The following is a 17,501-nucleotide window of genomic DNA, read 5'->3' as shown; positions in this document are numbered from 1 at the left end:
TTTTTAAAAATATTAAATAAAATTCCTAACAGGTTTTGGAAACCTGTTAGGAACGAAACTTGTTTATTCTGCTGTAATTACAATTGTGGCGGGTTTTAATCCATTCGCTTTAGCGGTTAATTCTAATCTTCCTGTTTTATTTGCTGATTGAACAATGACCAAACATTTTCCGTTTAGCGCTGTATGTTTTGAACCTTTGTACGATTCATGACTTACCGGATCTCCACTGCAAACACCTACTATTTTTCCATTTCCTTTTAAAGAGAAATTAATTTCATTATTCGCTTTTGGTGCTAAAACACCTTTTGCATCCAAAATATCAACTGCGACAAATGACAAATCATTTCCATCAGCTTTTATGTTGCTTCTGTCCGCAGTCAATTTTAAATTTGATGGATTTCCGGCAGTTTTGATTTCTGTTTCTAAAACTGTTTTTCCATTTTTACGTGATATTGCTTTTAATGTTCCGGCCTGAAAAGGAACTTTCCACATTACATGCAAATCTTCTCCTTTTTTGCTTCGAACACCAACTGATTTTCCATTTAAGAAAAGCTCAACCTCATCAGCATTATTATAGTATGCCCAAACATCAACTGTTTGTCCCGCTTTCCAATTCCAATGTGGGAAAATGTGCAATACGGTTTTGTCCGTCCATTCGCTTTGATACATATAATACACATCTTTTGGGAAACCCGCTAAATCTACAATTCCGAAGTACGAGCTAATAGACGGCCATTCGTACGGAGTTGGTTCTCCGATATAATCGAAACCTGTCCAAATGTACATTCCGGAAAGATAATCATGTTTTTTAATGATTTTCCAGGTTGCTTCGTGTGTAGAACCCCAAGGCGCCTGTACCTGATCATAAGCAGAAACGGTATTATCTGGATTTCCACCAGTAAATTTAAGATCCCATCTTACCGGCCATTTTTTTATCGAATCAGAATTCGCATCATAATAACCGCGGGTTTCTAAAGCCGAGGTAGTTTCGGTTGCAATAAATGGCGTATTCGGAAAATTCTTTTTATGATGCTCGTACGTTTGATGTGCATAATTGTAACCAATAAGATCCAAAACACCCGATTTTGCGATTGCATTAAATTGAACATTCTTTTGTTCAAATTGCAGGGTTACTTCGTCAATATTCATATTTACAGGCGGATTCATGGCCGCTGTAATTGGTCGTGTTTTATCGTATTGACGTGTAATTGCGGCTAATTCCTTTGCTATTATTACACCACTTTCGTCCCATTGCTGTGGAATCTCGTTCCCAATACTCCAAACAAAAATACTTGGATGGTTACGGTCACGGAGCAATTGATCGATCAAATCTTTTTTGTGCCATTTGTCCCAGTCATTTCCATAATCGTATTTGGTTTTACTTTTTTTCCACATGTCAAAAGCTTCATCCATGACAATGAAACCCATCTTATCACAAAGATCTAAAAGCTCCGGAGCTGGAGGATTATGAGAAGTTCTGATTCCATTTACACCCATTCCTTTCAGGATTTCTAATTGGCGTTCGATAGCACGGGTATTGATTGCCGAACCCAATGCTCCTAAATCATGATGCATACAAACTCCTTTGATTTTTACTTGTTTTCCATTTAAAAGAAAACCTTTATCAAGGTCAAATTTAAAATCTCTGATTCCGAAATTCGTTTTATATTGATCTACAATTTGATCATCAACTGAAATTTCAGTAACGGCTGTGTATAATTCCGGTTTTTCAACCGACCATAAAATTGGAGTCTCAATCTCTACAGATTGTTTGATAGTTTGATTGGCGTTTGCACCAATCGTTATATTTTGAGTAACAGCTGTTACTTTAGTATCTTCTTTAAAAATAGTGGTTGTTACTGTTGCTTTTTTTGAAGCTGAGTTTTGATTCTGAATCGTTGTTTCAAAGTTTATTGAAGCTTTTTCAGCAGTAACTTTTGGAGTGGTAACATAAGTTCCCCATTGTGCAACATGCAATTTATCTGTAGTTTCGAGCCAGACATTTCTAAAAATTCCTGAACCGGAATACCAACGCGAATTAGGTTGTTTTGAATTGTCAACCTTTACAATTATTTCATTGTTTTTATCCCCATAGTTTAAGTAAGGAGAAATTTCATATTGAAAACTAATATATCCGTTTGGACGTTTTCCTAAATAATGTCCGTTGACCCAGACTTCACTGTTTCTGTAAACGCCATCAAAAATGATTGAAGTTACTTTACTAGTGTCAGCTGCGGCAACTTTAAATGTTTTTTTGTACCAGCCTAAACCTCCGTTTAATGCTCCTCCGCCATAACCTGCCGGGCTTTTTTCATCAAATTTCCCTTCAATGCTCCAATCGTGAGGAACATTTAAAGTTCTCCATTTTGTAGAAGCTCCAATAGTATCTTTATCGACGATACTATCATTTAGATGAAAACTCCAATCTGAATTGAAAGAAACTTTTCTGGAAGTAAAAATAGTATCATTCCTTTTATTGCAACTTAAAAGTGCCAAAAGTCCTAAAATAGTCAGTATTTTAAAAAAAATCGAATGTCTCATCTTTTTTTTATTAATGATTAGTGTGAAATAAATTTACCGATAAACTCTTTTAATTAAATTACTTACCGGTAAATTACTTATTTACACTTTCTATTGTTGTATTTTTTAGTCTTAAACTGATTTGATTTTGTCAAAAAAGTAAAAAAACTATTTAAGAAGAAATCTCTAAAAACGTTCTTTTTAAGATTTATAATTAGATCGTTTTTAGAGAAGACTTTAAGTGTTTTCAGCCCCATTCGGACAGATCTATAACAGAATTTCAAGGTCTTATGAAACTATGTACAAATCTGTCCCTTTGAAAGGGTTGTCTTTACTATTATATTTTAGTAACAAAAACCGGGATTTAAATCACCCGACATCAAATCAATATCAGGGTTTAGATGCTTTTGGCACCCAGCTGTCGCTATATTCTTTTGATATAAAATTGAAAATTATAAACTCTTCCTTGCTCTTATTACGAACAGCAATTTGCATTGCATCGTTTGTCAGGGTAATGATTTTACAATTAGACCAGTCAGCAACATCCCCTGCAGCACTACTGCTTTGTAAAATTGCTGCATTTGTCATAGTTAACTCATGGCTTGTAGCATTAAGATAATAAGTCCCGTTTTCTGTCCCTCTTGTAGTAGTAAATGCATGATTTACAGTTACAAATGGGCCACCATTTAAACTAAATGTCATAGATCCATAATCTCCTGCAGGTGTTATCCATTGATTACCTTTCCAGTCTGGCTCCCATATCCAACACAATCCGCTATCTCCTGTACATTCTTTTTGCCATCCCAATTTATTTCCTGAAAATGCAACCGGACCTGCAAAATATTTTGAAACTCCTGCTGCGTTTAAATCTAAATACCATGTTTTTGATTTTCCTACTCCACCTGATAAGGCAGTCCAAAGCGGATCATTTACATAGTTTAAGTTATCATTCGTCACGGTAACAGTTACCGGATCCAGCTCAACAATACCTCCACCGGTCACGGCAGAAATTTTTATCGTATAAGTACCTTTAAAGGCATACTTTACTGTTTCGATAGCTTTGTTTGATTTTCCTGTACCATAATCCCATGTTAATATAACGCCAGGGGTTGTGTTTTTCAGTATTACAGTATTTCCACCCGGATCAGCTGCTAAATCCTGAGTAATTTCAAACTTAATATCGGATTTATTCGTCACTCCGTCTAAAGAATACGTTTCTGGAGAACAGGATGATACTAGCATAGCTAACATCAAAAACGAAGTCATTACTATTTTAATATTTTTCATTTTTTGTTTCATTTTTAGTTAAAATTACCAACCGGCATTTTGTTTTAATACTCCATTGGATAAGGTAATCTGAGTATTAGGAATTTGCTGCAAACCTTTTGTTGCCTGAATTTTAGCCGCAGTAATTGTTTTTGTTCCGGCAACTCCACCACTTAACAAAGTAGTAGTTTCAGCAATTGTTGAAGAAGCTTTTCCAATTCCCTGACGTAATAAATCCCAATATCTAACACCTTCAAGAGCAAACTCTAAATGTCTTTCTTTCAAAATATTATCAGCATTTACTGGTAAACTTGTAAAATTATCTTTGTAAGCTCTTTTTCTCACCTCATCAAAATAAGCCTGAGCATTTCCACTTCCAAGTTCCGCTGCCATTAATAAAACATCTGCATATCTTAATACCACATAATCCTGAAATTGGCTGATATCCCAAAACTGGCTACCCATAGTTAACGGAAGATCTTTTCCGTCTTTATCTACCATTGGCGTATATTTTTTGTTGTAATAACCTGTATATTCTCTTTGACTATTTTTCTTATCAAATGCAATTTTTTCTTCATCAATTCCAATCACTGTGGCTACTCGTCTTGTATCAGTGGCATCATAAACATTCCATAATTTTGAGTTTACTGTAACTCCCCAACCACGTCCATAAGGATACGAAGAGAATTCTCTCATACCAAACATTACCAGCCAATGGTTACCATCCGTATTTCCGTTATAATCACTAGTGTAAGTGTATTTTATAGCAAATACGTTTTCTTTGTTGCTTTCACCTGCATATTTATCTACAGAAGCCGCTGGCCAAAGCGTTGAAAAATCAGCCACTAAACCATGTCCGCTATTGGCAATAACATTTTCTAAATGTCCTAAAGCCTGAGCTTTAGTAACTACACCTACTAAATCAGCTTTTCCGTAGTAACCTGTATAGTACAAATAAACACGACCAAGTAAAGATTTCGCCGCCCATTTCGTAATACGCCCATTAGTTGTAGCATTGTATGCTGTTGCAGGTAAATTCTCTGCAGCAAAAACCAAATCTTGTGCAATTACTTTATAAACTTCATCAGGATTGGCCTGAGGAACATTTTCAGAAGAAGGAGCAGTTAACAATGGAATATTTCCCCACAAACGCACCATTTCAAAATAAAGATAAGCTCTGATAAATTTAGTTTCAGATTCGTAAGTATTTCTTAGTGTTGTGTTTCCTTTCCAGTCAATCTGATCCATTTTAGACAAGAAAACATTACAACGATAAAGTGCTTTATAATACCCAATCCAGTTGCCATTCAATAAATCTACATCTGAAGGAGAACGACTAATATCAAATTCATCAATAGCTGCATAACCGTAACCATCAGAATTACCGGTTCCTCCAAAACAGTCATCAGACATTACTTCGCTTATAACGGGAACTCCCAGACCAGAGGCACCAGTTGCCACTTGTAAACCATCGTAACAACCTACAAGTGCCGTATAAGCATCATCTGTTGTTTTGTAAAAATTTGTATCTGTTAGTTGTGTCAATGGCTCTGTTTCTAAACTGCAAGAACCCAGAGACAATAAACTAAAACAGAAAATATATAGATATGTATTTTTCATTTTTTTATTTATTAAAGTTTAACATTTAATCCCAACATGAATGTTCTTGGTCTTGGGTAATACCCAACATCAACACCTGATGAAAATTTCTGGTCATCATTTGAGGAACCAAATCCAATTTCAGGATCCATTCCATTATACTTCGTAAAAGTGTAAAGATTTAATACCGAGAAGTAAAGTCTGAACTGGCTTGCAAAAAATGGTTTTGATTGTTTCATTTTAGCAAGATCAAATCCTAAAGTAACCGTATTAATTCTCAGGAAATCACCTTTCTGAATGTATAAATCTGAAAACTGAGTAAAGTTTCTGTTATCTTCTGTTACCCTTGGTACTGTGTTTGAAGAACCCTCACCATGCCAACGATCTAATATTGCAGAAGTATAATTTCCGTAAGCACCTGATTGGTTTCTGTAAGATTGTACAATTTCATTTCCGGCAACACCATTGGCATTAAGTGAAAAATCAAAAGCTTTGTAGCTTGCTGACACAGAGAAGCCATAAGTAAAATCCGGATTTGGTTTTCCGATTTTCGTTTTATCAGAAGAGTCTATTTTGTCATCTCCATTTACATTGGTATAAATAAGATCTCCCGGAGCTGCTGTTGGCTGTAGGACTACACCATTTGCCGATTTGTAATTATCGATTTGTGCCTGATTTTGAAAAACGCCTCCTGTTTTATATCCCCAAAAATAACCTAATGGATATCCGTTTTGTGCTCTGTAGAATTCTCCGGCATTATCATAAAGTTCATTACTCAATCCGTGAATAATACCATCTGCATTAGGTATCTCTCCTACTTTATTTTCATTATAAGCACCGTTTGCACTAACGCTGTAATTAAAATCACCAATTTTATTTTGGTAATTTAAGCTCAACTCTACCCCTTGGTTTACTACGTTTCCTCCGTTGATAAATGGAGCATCAGCACCGGCAGTTGCCAATATTGGAGCCAAAATCAACCAGTCTTTACTTGTTTTTTTGTAAACATCAAAAGTTACATTTAAGGCATTATCTAAAAATCTGGCGTCGAAACCAAGGTCAATCTGTTCTGAAGTTTCCCATTTTAAATCCAGATTTGATAATCTGTTAGGATAAGCTCCAGGTGTAAGAACACCTTCGGTATCTCCAAAAATATAATTGGTATTATTTGATTTTATAGTTGAAAGATATTGGAAAGCTCTGGCGTTTTGATTTCCAACTTGTCCCCAGCTCGCTCTCAATTTAAGAAAGTTGATCACGTTTGAATCTTTCAAAAATTCTTCATTTGATACAATCCATCCCGCAGAAACTGATGGAAAATAACCCCATTGGTTTTCGTCAGAAAAAATAGAAGATCCATCCATTCTGAAAGTTGCATTTAATAAATACGTTTCTTTAAAGTTATAATTTAACCTTCCGAAATAAGACATTCTTTTTGTTTGTTCTTTTTTCCCCTTTATTGTTGTTTTTGCTCCGTCTTTGTTGGTTGTATTATCTATCCAGGCATGCTCAAGATCATTAAAAACCGAATCTGCATTTGTAGCTTCAACCGAAGTTCCGTCATAATTAATAGAAGAAGTTCCTAACATGGCTTCAAAATGGTGATTTTCGGCAGCATTAAATTTATATGTCAACAAGTTATCCCATGTGATGGTTTTACCTTTGTTCATATTTTGATTCACTTTATCGAAAGAAGTGTTTGCATAAATCGATAATCGATAAACAGGTGTGTAAGAATGTCCTTCACCAGCATAGTAATCAAGGCCTAAAGTAGTTCTGAAGGTTAGGTTTTTTATTGGCTCAATCTGCAAATAAACATTTCCTAATAATTTCTGATTATTACCTTCATTTTGATTGTTGTAAACCATTAATGCATAAGGATTCGCTGCACCAGCCAACCAAGGCTCACTATTATTTGTAGTGTCATAATAATTACCATTAGCATCATACATTGGCAATAATGGTGTTGTCTGAAAAGCACTTCTTAAGGAATTGTTGTATTGATTTCCAACACCTATTCCGTTTTTATTAATATAAGCAAAACTTAAGTTTTCGCCCAAAGTCAGTACATCTTTGTACAATTTATGTTCTGAATTGAATCTGAAATTGTAACGCTCGTAGTTGGATAAATCTTTTCCTCCAACAACACCTTCCTGTCCTAGATAAGACAATGAAGTAGAATAAACAGACGTATCAGAACCACCCGACGCACCAAAAGAGAAGTTTTTAGTAGCTGCATTGTCTGTAAGCATGTGGTCCATCCAGTTTGTGCCTGATCCTAGTGCGGCAATCTGATCATTAGTAAAATAAGGATTTTTACCTGAATTTGCAGCGGCTTCGTTTAACATAACACCATATTCTGTTGCGTTAAGCAAATCAACTTTTCTAGCTACAGATTGCACGCCATAATATTGATCAAAAGTAATTTGTCCGGCTGCACCGCGCTTTCCTTTTTTGGTTGTCACCAAAATAACTCCGTTTGAAGCTTGTGAACCATAGATTGCAGCTGATGCGGCATCTTTTAAAACAGAAATAGATTCAATATCTGAATTGTTCAAATAAGAAATATCCCCTGTCAATATCCCGTCTACTACATAAAGCGGACTCGTACCACCAGTAGAACCGGCTCCTCTAATCACGACATTTAAACCTTCTCCCGGTTGTCCTGAAGTTGAAGTAACCTGAAGTCCGGCTGCCTGTCCCTGAAGTGCCTGAAGAGCATTTGTAGTATTGGTCTTCGTAAGATTTTCACCGCTTACTTGTGTAACAGCAGTTGTTACCAGCGTTTTCCTTTGCGAGCCATACCCTATAACGACTACTTCTTTAAGTTCTGACGTTTCTTCCGCAAGTGTAACATTAATAACTTGTTGTGTTCCTACTGTTACCTTTTGGCTTTTGAATCCAATAAAAGTAAATACCAGGACATCCCCTGCTTTTGCTTCTATTTTGTAGTTTCCATCAAAATCGGTTGTGGTACCAATTTTAGTTCCCTGCACAGCGATACTTGCTCCCGGAATTCCCATTCCGTCAACTGTCGATGTTACATTTCCACTTACAGATCGGGATTGTGCCTGCGCAAAACCCGACTGCATCATAAATAAGCTAAACAACAGTGCCGTACAAAACGAGGACAGTGTTGTTTTCATACAATATTTGCTTTTCATAATAAATAAAAGTTGATTAAATTAAGTTAGTTGTTATATATAAAGTGTAAGTTTCATTGAGATCGCGCCAAAAAAGGCTAATTGGTAAAGCCTGTTTTCAGCTAATTTTTTTACTTTAAAAATGGTTCTATTAAAACTTATAGTCATTTTGAACTTATCTTATGGTAAATTTGACTACAAGTGTAAAACTTTTTTTCTATTTTAGCAAAATATTAAGGATATTTTTTTCTAATTCTGATTTATACAGATTCAATTTTATTGATCTGATAAGTTTAAAGGCTAAAACGAAATAAAAAATATCAAAAAAATATCGAAGTAGCATTTTGACAATCAATCATTTAAAGAATTCTGATTTTTGAATCCCATTTTTATGGAATTTCAAAGAACTGATTATCACATTTTTGCTTTGTTAAAAAAATATTAAGTAATCAACAATGAAAGTTATGCATTTTATTTGTTTAATTTGTCAAAATTTCTATCGCACATGGATATAAAAGTAGATGCCGATTCAGTCCTAAAAAGTGAACAAAACGCAATGAATGCGATTACCATTGATTGTGTCATATTTGGTTTTGATGAAGGAAGTTTAGAAGTGCTTTTAGTACAACATGGCGAAGGAATCAGTAAAGGAAAATGGGGACTTCCGGGAGGATGGATTTATAAAAAAGAAAGTACAGACAACGCGGCACATCGGTTGTTGAATGAGCTTACCGGTCTTGATAATATTTATCTGGAGCAGCTAAAAGCATTTGGAGATCCGGATCGTTTTCCGCTTCGACGTGTTATTACTATTGGATATTATGCTTTGGTAAAAAGAGAAGATTATAATATTAAAGCAGGTTTTACAGCAGCTGATGCCAAATGGTATAAGATAGATACAATTCCGGATTTAATATATGATCATAACGAAATTCTGTCTTATAGTTTGAAACATCTTCAAAACAGAGTACGTCAGGCGCCGATTGGATTCAATCTGCTGCCTGAAAAATTTACTTTACTGCAATTAATGCATTTGTATGAAGAGGTTTTAGGTGTTGAAATGGATAAATCGAACTTCAGACGAAAAATTCTGCATATGAAATTGTTGGTTGCTTTAGATGAAAAACAACAAGATGTCTCGCATAGAGCGGCCAAATTATATAAATTTGACGAAGCTATTTACAATAAACTGACCGAAAAAGGATTTAATTTTGAATTTTAACCCAAGCTTATAAGGCATCCATGACAATTTTACCTAATAGAAATAATAGCGACGCTGATAGCAACGCAACGACAGAAATCATAAAACCAGCTATTGAAGGTATTACGGTTGACTGCGTTATATTTGGATTTAATAAGGCAAGCCTTGAAGTGCTGTTAGTACAACATGCCGAAGGAGAAAGTGTTGGAAAATGGGGACTTCTTGGGGGATGGATAAAAAAAGAAGAAAGCGCTGATGATGCCGCACAACGTGTTTTATACGAATTGACAAGTCTTGACAATATTTATCTGGAACAGCTAAAAGCTTTTACTGACCCAAAACGTGTTTTGGACAGAAGGGTTGTCACTATTGGTTACTATACTTTGGTAAATCGCGAAGATTATAATATTAAAGCCGGTTTTACGCTGCGAGAGGCCAAATGGTATAAGATCAACGACATTCCGGATTTGATTTTTGACCACAATGAAATCCTCGAATTTAGTTTAATGCAACTTCGTAACAGAGTTCGTCAGGCGCCAATTGGATTCAATCTTTTGCCTGAAAAATTCACTTTACTGCAATTAATGCATTTGTATGAAGAGATATTAGGAATTGAATTGGAAAAATCTAATTTCAGAAGAAAAATTCTGCATATGAAATTGTTGGTTGCCTTAGATGAAAAACAACAAGATGTCTCGCACAGAGCCGCAAAATTGTACAAATTTGATCCGGATATTTACAAGAAACTGACCGAAAAAGGATTTAATTTTGAGTTTTAAAGCGCTTTTTAAATTTCAGAATCCAACAATCAGACAACTACATTCCAGAATCCAAAACTTTCCGCTATCTTTGCGCCTTAATAACATGCTCAAAAGCAGTTGTTACAGGGCAAAATTATACCCAGAAAATACTTAAACTCGCATAAGAGAATTGATATATTAAAATGAAGAAGATACGTAACTTTTGCATTATTGCACACATTGACCACGGTAAAAGTACATTGGCAGACCGATTATTGGGCGCTACACAAACCGTTACAGCTCGTGAAGAAAAAGCACAATTGCTTGACAACATGGACCTGGAGCGCGAGCGTGGAATCACCATTAAAAGTCACGCCATACAAATGGAATATACTTATAAAGGCGAGGAATATATTTTAAATTTAATTGACACTCCTGGTCACGTTGACTTTTCATATGAAGTTTCACGATCTATTGCCGCTTGTGAAGGTGCGCTTTTGATTGTTGATGCTGCACAAAGTATTCAGGCACAAACGATCTCGAATTTATATTTGGCTTTAGAGAATGACCTGGAAATTATTCCGGTTTTGAATAAAGTTGATTTACCAAGTGCTAACCCGGAAGAAGTTAGTGATGATATTATCGATTTATTAGGATGTAAATTAGAAGATATTATTCATGCATCCGGAAAAACAGGTTTTGGAGTTGAAAATATTTTGGCAGCCATTATCGAAAAAATCCCACCACCATCAGGAAATGTGGATGAGCCTTTACAGGCATTGATTTTCGATTCACATTATAATCCGTTTCGTGGAATTGAAGTTATTTTCCGAGTTAAAAACGGACAAATTAAAAAAGGGCAAAAAATTAAATTCATGGCCACTGGAAATGAATATTTTGCTGACGAAATTGGAACTTTAAAATTAAATCAGGTTCCTAAAAATGTTATTTCTGCAGGTGATGTTGGTTATTTAATTTCTGGAATTAAAGAAGCCAAAGAGGTAAAAGTGGGTGATACTCTAACGGATGCCAAAACGCCAACTACTAATATGATTACTGGTTTTGAGGATGTAAAACCAATGGTTTTCGCCGGAATTTATCCAGTTGACACTGAAGATTATGAAGATTTGCGTTCTTCTATGGAGAAACTGCAATTGAATGATGCTTCATTAGTTTTTACACCTGAAAGTTCTGCAGCGTTAGGATTTGGTTTCCGTTGCGGATTCTTAGGAATGCTCCACATGGAAATTATCCAGGAACGTTTAGAGCGTGAGTTCGATATGACTGTAATTACTACAGTTCCTAACGTTTCATATTTGGCTTATACCAAAAAAGATCCTGAAACTCCATTTGTTGTAAACAATCCTTCTGACTTACCTGAACCATCTCGTTTAGACAGAGTTGAAGAACCTTATATTAAAGCAACCATCATTACAAAATCTGATTTTGTTGGAAACGTAATGAGTTTGTGTATTGAAAAACGTGGTCAAATTACCAATCAAACGTATTTGACTACTGAAAGAGTGGAACTAAATTTTGATATGCCTTTGGCCGAGATTGTATTCGATTTTTACGATCGTTTAAAAACAGTTTCTAAAGGTTATGCTTCTTTTGACTACTCTCCAATCGGAATGAGAACTTCTAAATTAGTAAAACTGGATGTACTTTTGAACGCACAAACGGTTGATGCACTTTCAGCTCTTATTCACGAAGACAACGCTTATAACATCGGTAAAAAAATGACCGAGAAATTACGCGAATTGATTCCAAGACAACAATTTGACATCCCGATTCAGGCAGCAATTGGAGCTAAAATTATCGCTCGTGAAACGATTAAAGCACTTCGTAAAGACGTTACCGCAAAATGTTATGGTGGAGATATTTCGCGTAAGCGTAAATTGCTTGAAAAACAGAAAAAAGGTAAAAAACGTATGAGACAGGTTGGAAACGTTGAGATTCCACAAGAAGCTTTTATGGCTGTTTTGAAATTGAACGACTAGTTTTTTTAGAATATAGAATAAAGAGTCAGGAATATAGACTTAACCCAATGACGCAAGTTGTTGGGTTTTTTGTTTTCTAATTTAAGGTTATTCTAAAATCTAAACCATTTGTCATATTTTTATCTTAAAATAAATATTCTATATGAATATAAAAAGAAATACATTTACTACAAAAATCAAATGCTCTTTTTTAGCACATAAAAAATTGAAAAAACAAAAACATTAGTTTAAAGACAGTATATGAAGCAAACTTTACTCAAAAAAAAAATTACCGTAGTTTTAGTGATTTTAATTGTAATACCATTATTTTCAGAGGCAAAATCTTTATCTACTGCTTCTCTTTTTGAAAATGTAATTTCTTATCAAACCTCAGATTTGGAAGCTCCGACGGCACCAACGAATGCAAGAGCATATCAAACCTTTGCAACATCTTGCAATATACAATGGGTGAGTTCAAGTGATAATGTTGGCGTTGTCTCCTATGAAATCTATAATGGATCTGTACTTATAGGTACATCAAAACAATATGAACCCTATTTTCAAATCAAAGGATTAACAGAATTAACTACCTACACGTTTAGTGTAAAAGCAAAAGATGCGGCAGGAAACACTTCGCTATCAAGTAATTTGATTATTATTACGACTCCTGATGGTACTACGCCTACATCTCCTACAAATCTGACAGCAACTGATATAACAGCAACTTCCGTTAATTTATCGTGGAGCGGTTCTACTGATAATATTGGTGTTACGGGTTACTCTATATACAATAATACATTTACTTTATTAGGTACAGTAGACGGATCCACTAAAACTTTTAATGTCAAAGATTTAAAACAAGCGACTACCTATAATTTTTCAATTAAAGCTACAGATGCAGCAGGAAATAGCTCTTTAGAAAGTAATATTGTTATCGTTAAGGCACTTGACATTATAGCTCCAACCGTTCCGACAAGCCTTGTCGCTTCTGAAATTACAAAAACTTCTCTAAACTTATCCTGGAATGCTTCAACCGACAGCGAAGGAGTTATCGGGTATGATATTTATCAGGGACAAAACTTATTAGTAGCTAGTACAACTAAAACGAGCTATACTGTAACAGGGCTAACATCGAATAATTTTTATTCATATTCTGTAAAAGCAAGAGATGCTGCTGGAAATACTTCCAATGCAACACTTTCAATTGTGTGCGAAACTCTTGATGCGATTTCGCCGACCGCGCCTACTTCCTTAATTGCATCTGAAATAAGTGATACATCAGCAAATCTATCCTGGAACGCTTCAACTGACAATAAAATAGTTGCTGGATATAAAATTTACAATGGAAATGATTTTATTGCTTCTTCAACAGCCACAAGCTTTAAAATTTCTGGATTAACGCCAAATACAATCTACAATTTTTCTGTAAAAGGTATAGATGTTCAGGAAAACATTTCTACAGAAAGTAATACCATTACAGTAACTACACTTCAACAAATCCCTGCATATTGTGTTTCTGTTGGATTTAGTCAGGTTTTAGCGATGTTAATTACAAGAGTAAAAATAGGATCAATTGACTATTCTGGTAATACATCAAATAATCATTACAGTGATAATACCAACCTTTCCACCGACTTAAAAAAGGGCGAAGTAAGTTTAATCACTATTAAGCCTCGTGAAAAGTTTAAGGGTCAGACTGAATTTGGACAGCGATATGCTGTGTGGATTGACTATAACGGAGATAAGGATTTCTATGATGCAGGTGAGATGGTATGGAATCAGATTGTTACTAAGGAATCACCTGTAGTGGGAACTTTTGTAGTGCCAGAAACTGCAATTACCGGAACTACCCGGATGAGAGTTATAATTAGAGATGATGCAGTTGGAATACCTTATCCTTGTGGGGATTATACAGGAACTTACAATTATGGCGAAACAGAAGACTATACTATAAATATTTTAAATAATATTACCAGCATTAATGGTCCTAATGCTCCTACAAATCTGACAGCTTCTGAAACCAGCCCTTCAACAACCAATTTATCATGGGCGGGTCCGGTAAACAATTCAAATATTAGTAATTACGAAATATACCAGGAATCTGTATTAATAGGAACATCTGCAACAACTAACTTCATTGTTAACGGATTGAGTCAGGCAACAAGTTATCTATTTACTGTAAAATCTAAAAATACAAATGGTGACCTTTCAGTTTCAAGTGTGCCGGTTATAATAAAAACTTTAACTGATGCACCACCTACAGTACCAACAGCTCTTACAACATCAGATATTACTCCGACAAAAGTTACTTTATCCTGGAATCCTTCAACAAATAACGCTGGCGGTATTAAGTATAAAATAACTCAAAATTCTGCATTTGTTGCATTTGTTAGTGTTCCAACTTATACTGTTTCACATCTAATAAACAATACAAATTATTCATTTCAAGTTGAAGCTATAGACAGCGAAGCACAAAGCTCAATAAAAAGCAATGCCGTATTGGTAAAAACATTAATAGACAATGTACTTCCAACTGCACCAACAAATCTGCGAGCAAACAATACTACTACAATATCCACAACATTATCTTGGGATAAAGCAACAGATGATCAATATATTAAATCATATAGCATTTATAATGGAGCGATTCTTATTGCCAATGTGGATGAAAGCATAACCAGTTATGATATTAAAAATTTAAAAGAAGGTACAGCATACCTTTTTACTGTAAAAGCATATGATTCAGGATCAAACGAAAAGACAAGCAATGCTCTTACAGTAAGTACTATTACTTTACCAAAATATTGTATTCCAGGCAGTACCGCACAAAACAATGACACGATTTCTAATGTTACTCTTGGAAAAATCAATAATTCAGCTTCAGAATTAGGAGCTGTACAAATGTATAATGATTTTAAAAGTACAGGAGGATTTGTAATTCCCGGGCAGGAAAATACGATAAGTATAACCGTTTCAAAATACTATTCTGGCACAAAACCCAGCGGTTTAGCGTTTTGGATTGATTTAAATGGAGACAAAGACTTCGATGATGCCGGAGAACTAATTTATAGCACAACTATTACAGCCCAATCATTTACAGCAATTAAAAAATTTACAATTCCTATTACCGCAACGGCAGGAAGATCAAAAATGAGAATTGCTTTAAAAGAAAATGGAATTCCTGCTCCTTGTGAAATGTTTCATAATGGCGAAATTGAAGACTATATATTAGACATTAAAGATCCTATAATAGAATATGAAGCCCCAACAGCTCCTTTAAACCTTGTGGCTTCAAATACAACAGCATCAACTACAGAATTATCATGGGCGTCATCAACAGATAATATTGCGGTTACGGAATATGAAATTTACGAAGGAATCACATTAATTGGAACTACAACTTTGACGAATTTTACCGTAAAATTATTGAGTGCAAAAACGGGTTATTCATTTAGCATTAAAGCAAAAGATTACGCTCAGAATATTTCTCAGGCAAGTAATGCTGTTTCCGTAACAACATTGCCAGCGGATCTTACTGTTCCAAGTGCTCCCTTAAACTTAACAGCTTCTGATATTACTAAAACTGCAATCAATTTGTTGTGGAATGCATCAACAGATAATATTGGGGTAACGGGTTATAATATTTATAAGGAAAACACAATTATTGGAACTACTTCTTCAACAAATTTTGCCGTAACCGGTTTAACTTTGGGAACAAAATATTCTTTTTCAGTTAAAGCAAAAGATGAAGCTGGGAACATTTCTGCTTCAAGCAATCAAATTTCGATAACAACTCTGTCACTGGATGTAATTCCGCCAACAGCACCTACAAATCTTGTGGCTACAAACACTACTAAAAACGGAACCACATTATCATGGATGGCTGCAACTGATAATGTCGGAGTTACGGGTTATAACATTTATTATCTGGATACTATTCTATTTGCTTCAACAACAAATACGACTTATATTTTTACCAACTTAATAGATGAGAAAAGATATTCGTTTACTGTAAAAGCAAAAGATGCTGACGGAAATTTATCTGATGCAAGCAAGAATGTGATAGTTGATACGTTACCAGAAGATTCGACACCTCCAACAGCACCAACAAATCTCAAGGCTGTAGAAACTACTTCAACGGCAACCACATTATCATGGACACCATCAACAGACAATATAGGTGTAACCAGTTATGAGATTTACCATGACACTTGGTTAATTGGAAGCACTTCAACAACAACGTATACAATCAATAACCTGACATCAGAAAAAGAATATTCCTTCTCTGTAAAGGCTAAAGACAGAGTAAAAAATTTGTCTGAAGCCAGTAATATCATCAAAGTAACTCCTCCCAGAGCAATCGCATATTGTACTTCTGCAGGAACAGATACCGAAAAAGGACACATTAATAATGTTCATCTCAATACTATAAATAACACTACAAAAGGGGAAGCAGGAGGATATTCTGATTTCACGGCAATTTCTACAAACTTAACAAAAGGCGCGACTAATACAATTACAGTTGAGACCTACACTTCATACAACAATTCAAATGTGTTTGCTGTCTGGATTGATCTAAATGCAGACAATGATTTTTTGGACGATAATGAACTGGTTTGGACTTCAGCTACTGTAACATCACAATCGGTAACAGGAAACTTCATCATTCCCAATACGGCCATTAATGGCACAACAAGAATGAGAGTTTCTATGAAACGAAATGGAACCCAATCCCCTTGCGAAATATTTGCTTTAGGAGAAGTTGAAGATTATACGGTAAATATCCAGAATAATCTTTCTGTACAAGATCATGATATTTCTAAAAACAATTTCTATCAATTATATCCTAATCCAGTTCATGAGAAATTGTTTGTAAAACTAACTGAAAATACAACTTCATTTTTCAAAATAACAAATGTGGCCGGCCAAACCATCAAGGAAGGCATCATAAATGAAACAGGCCTTGACGTTAGTAAAATAGGCTCAGGGATTTATATTATTGAATTAAATGATGGAGAAAAATCAGTTTTCAGGAAATTTATAAAATATTAAT

At 34.9% G+C, this 17,501-nt stretch carries 8 protein-coding genes; 4 read left to right on the top strand and 4 right to left on the bottom strand.

The window, feature by feature from the left end; all coding sequences use genetic code 11:
• Window positions 1-63: 63 nt before the first annotated feature.
• The 4 genes from galB to ASC72_RS05475 all read right to left on the bottom strand — a co-directional run bounded on the left by galB (window position 64) and on the right by ASC72_RS05475 (window position 8,531).
• Entirely contained in the window at window positions 64-2,541 is a 2,478-nt protein-coding gene (gene galB / locus ASC72_RS05490) for a beta-galactosidase GalB (protein WP_056188053.1), read from the bottom strand.
• A gap of 369 nt (window positions 2,542-2,910) precedes the next feature.
• Entirely contained in the window at window positions 2,911-3,807 is an 897-nt protein-coding gene (locus tag ASC72_RS05485; protein ID WP_131725781.1) for a hypothetical protein, read from the bottom strand.
• Between the two features lie 24 nt (window positions 3,808-3,831).
• Window positions 3,832-5,406 (bottom strand): RagB/SusD family nutrient uptake outer membrane protein, encoded by a 1,575-nt coding sequence (locus ASC72_RS05480; RefSeq protein WP_056188044.1) that lies wholly within the window; start codon window positions 5,404-5,406, stop codon window positions 3,832-3,834.
• Between the two features lie 11 nt (window positions 5,407-5,417).
• The gene (locus ASC72_RS05475; RefSeq protein WP_056188040.1) at window positions 5,418-8,531 is read right to left on the bottom strand and encodes a TonB-dependent receptor; all 3,114 of its coding nucleotides are present in this window, start codon (window positions 8,529-8,531) and stop codon (window positions 5,418-5,420) included.
• A gap of 502 nt (window positions 8,532-9,033) precedes the next feature.
• On the opposite strand from ASC72_RS05475, the gene ASC72_RS05470 reads away from it, so the two are divergent.
• The 4 genes from ASC72_RS05470 (at window position 9,034) to ASC72_RS05455 (ending at window position 17,500) form a co-directional block, all read left to right on the top strand.
• Window positions 9,034-9,750 carry an NUDIX domain-containing protein gene (locus tag ASC72_RS05470; RefSeq protein WP_056188037.1) on the top strand — a complete coding sequence of 239 codons (717 nt, stop codon included), beginning with the start codon at window positions 9,034-9,036 and terminating at the stop codon, window positions 9,748-9,750.
• 20 nt (window positions 9,751-9,770) lie between these two features.
• Entirely contained in the window at window positions 9,771-10,508 is a 738-nt protein-coding gene (locus ASC72_RS05465; protein WP_056188034.1) for an NUDIX domain-containing protein, read from the top strand.
• Window positions 10,509-10,672: 164 nt separating this feature from the next.
• Window positions 10,673-12,469 (top strand): translation elongation factor 4, encoded by a 1,797-nt coding sequence (lepA, locus tag ASC72_RS05460; protein WP_056188032.1) that lies wholly within the window; start codon window positions 10,673-10,675, stop codon window positions 12,467-12,469.
• 240 nt (window positions 12,470-12,709) lie between these two features.
• Window positions 12,710-17,500 (top strand): fibronectin type III domain-containing protein, encoded by a 4,791-nt coding sequence (locus ASC72_RS05455; RefSeq protein ID WP_056188030.1) that lies wholly within the window; start codon window positions 12,710-12,712, stop codon window positions 17,498-17,500.
• The last annotated feature ends 1 nt before the right edge of the window (window position 17,501 follow it).

It is taken from the genome of Flavobacterium sp. Root420, assembly GCF_001427905.1.
Lineage (GTDB): Bacteria > Bacteroidota > Bacteroidia > Flavobacteriales > Flavobacteriaceae > Flavobacterium.
Note: the sequence above shows the minus strand (reverse complement) of the source record. Positions and strands in the feature narration are given on the sequence as shown.

What these genes read in the sequence shown, in the direction of transcription:
- galB (WP_056188053.1), bottom strand. Translation starts at nt 2,541, where the DNA reads ATGAGACATTCGATTTTTTTTAAAATACTGACTATTTTAGGACTTTTG.
- ASC72_RS05485 (WP_131725781.1), bottom strand. Translation starts at nt 3,807, where the DNA reads ATGAAAAATATTAAAATAGTAATGACTTCGTTTTTGATGTTAGCTATG.
- ASC72_RS05480 (WP_056188044.1), bottom strand. Translation starts at nt 5,406, where the DNA reads ATGAAAAATACATATCTATATATTTTCTGTTTTAGTTTATTGTCTCTG.
- ASC72_RS05475 (WP_056188040.1), bottom strand. Translation starts at nt 8,531, where the DNA reads ATGAAAACAACACTGTCCTCGTTTTGTACGGCACTGTTGTTTAGCTTA.
- ASC72_RS05470 (WP_056188037.1), top strand. Translation starts at nt 9,034, where the DNA reads ATGGATATAAAAGTAGATGCCGATTCAGTCCTAAAAAGTGAACAAAAC.
- ASC72_RS05465 (WP_056188034.1), top strand. Translation starts at nt 9,771, where the DNA reads ATGACAATTTTACCTAATAGAAATAATAGCGACGCTGATAGCAACGCA.
- lepA (WP_056188032.1), top strand. Translation starts at nt 10,673, where the DNA reads ATGAAGAAGATACGTAACTTTTGCATTATTGCACACATTGACCACGGT.
- ASC72_RS05455 (WP_056188030.1), top strand. Translation starts at nt 12,710, where the DNA reads ATGAAGCAAACTTTACTCAAAAAAAAAATTACCGTAGTTTTAGTGATT.